Origin of the sequence: Microvirga zambiensis WSM3693, from assembly GCF_016735695.1 — a bacterium.
GTDB lineage: Bacteria > Pseudomonadota > Alphaproteobacteria > Rhizobiales > Beijerinckiaceae > Microvirga > Microvirga zambiensis.
Genome location: NZ_JAERQD010000172.1, coordinates 1 through 1,902 on the forward strand (window position 1 = coordinate 1; position 1,902 = coordinate 1,902).

Sequence of the window (1,902 nt, forward strand, 5' to 3'; positions counted from 1 at the left end):
GATTTCAGGATTTTATGGAACAGCTCGATAGTCTGAATGCAAATGACAAAAGCGGGTAGCTTCGCCATTTGAGCTGGTTGGAATGGCATAGCGGATTTCGACATCTCCGTCGGTGACGATCACCCGCACCACCAGCCACTCGATGAGCTGCCGTTTCTGCTCCCATGTCGCCTGCTCGAGTCCTTCCTGCACCCGACGGCAGAACTCGTCGATGCTCAGGCTCACGCGTGCGATCTCGCCCTGACGATCGACCTGCGCCTCCAGCTGCTGCCTCTGGGCCCAAAGGCTTTGGACCTTCTGCTCCAAGTCGTGACGGCGACGGCGATATTCCTCCAGGCCCACAACCTCGCTCAAGTAGGCCTCGGTCAGTCGCTCGATCTGCTGCTCCACGCGGACTTGCCCCCGCTTCAAGGCATCGCGCCGGGCTTGCAGATCTTGAGGCAGCCAATGCCCGCCGTGCGCCCGCTCCAGGGCATAGCCGATGGCCTCCGGATGGGTCAGCAAACGGCACAGATCCTCCCAAACCAAGCTCTCTATCGGCTCGGCCGGAATATAGCGCGAGCGGCACTTCCCTTCCCGGTGGGATTGGAGGGCTGGCAGCTTGCCGCGACAGCAATAGTAGCGATGCTGCGACCGCAAGCAGCGGCCGAAGCAGGCCAACCCGCACACGCCGCAGCTGACCAAGCCCCGCAACAGATAACTCTGAGCCGTGTTGTTGCGGCTTGCGAACTGGCGATTCTGGGCGAGTTTGGCCTGCACGCGATCAAACTGCTCCTGGGTGACAATGGCCGGGATCGATGCCACGGCCATCCAGTCCTCCCGCGGTCGGATGCACCGGGTCGTGACCGTAGCCCCTGGGCGGCAGGCAGCCTGGACGCGCCCAGTATACACCTCGCCGGTGTAGACGGGATTGGTCAGGATGCCCCGCACGCTCGGCACGCCCCAGCGTCCCTGGGCTCGCGGAGGCCTCACCGCGTCCTGATGCAGCTTCTTGGCCAAGGCATACAAGCTGCGGCCCTCATCAGCATACCAAGCGAACATCTCGGCCACCACAGCGGCCTCGGCTTCGTCCTGACGGACGCCGGCGGGATCGCGGGGGCGATCCGGATTGACGCGATAGCCGTACGGCACCCGGATCCACGGCAACAGGACGCCGGCCTGCAGCTTGCGCAAGCGACCACGGCGCATGCGCTCGGCAATCAAGCTGCGCTCATACTCGGCCACGGCCCCACGGATTTGCAGCAGAAGCTGATCGTGCGGATCCTGGCTCATCGGCCGGTCGAGGAACTCGACCTCACAGCCTGTGGCAGTGATCTCCTCGAGCAGGAGGACTTGATGCACATAATTGCGCGCGAGCCGGTCTGGTGCCGTAATCAGAACCCGGTCGAGTTCGCGCAGAGCCGCACGGTCGCGCAGTCGCTCCAGACCTGGCCGGATGAGCTTGGCGCCGCTATAGCCATCATCGCGGAAGATGTGCTCCGGGGCGACGCTCCACCCCTGCTGACGGGCGTGAGCCTGCAGGCGATCAATCTGCTGAGCAAGCCCGTCGGCCTGTGCCTGGCGCTGGGTGGAGACCCGTGCATAGATCCCGGTCCTCATGGTTCACCTCCCGTGCGGGAGGCTCGGGGCCGGTCGGGACCGCAGTGTCTTGTGACAGCTTTGTCCATGCCATCAATTGCTGATAGGTCCGATCCCACCGGCGCTGCCCGTCCGGATGAGGCTGGCATGTCCGGTGCACCCGCCACTCCCGCATCGTTGCCTCCTGCTGCAGATCTGCTCTGCGGCACAGGGCAATTCCCTGGCTCCGGCTGGCGCAAGTGCAACGGCAACCGCCACCAACTTAACCTGAGCTGTCCGAAGCTGCTCAGGCAGAATTTGTCATTTGTGATTAAACCATCTCGA

1 protein-coding gene is annotated in these 1,902 nt (G+C 63.6%); it reads right to left on the reverse strand.

What is annotated here, in order from left to right; genetic code table 11:
• Window positions 1-12: 12 nt before the first annotated feature.
• Window positions 13-1,599: a recombinase family protein gene (locus JKL46_RS34660; protein ID WP_246529745.1), complete on the reverse strand. Its 1,587-nt coding sequence runs from the start codon at window positions 1,597-1,599 to the stop codon at window positions 13-15.
• Between the last annotated feature and the right edge of the window lie 303 nt (window positions 1,600-1,902).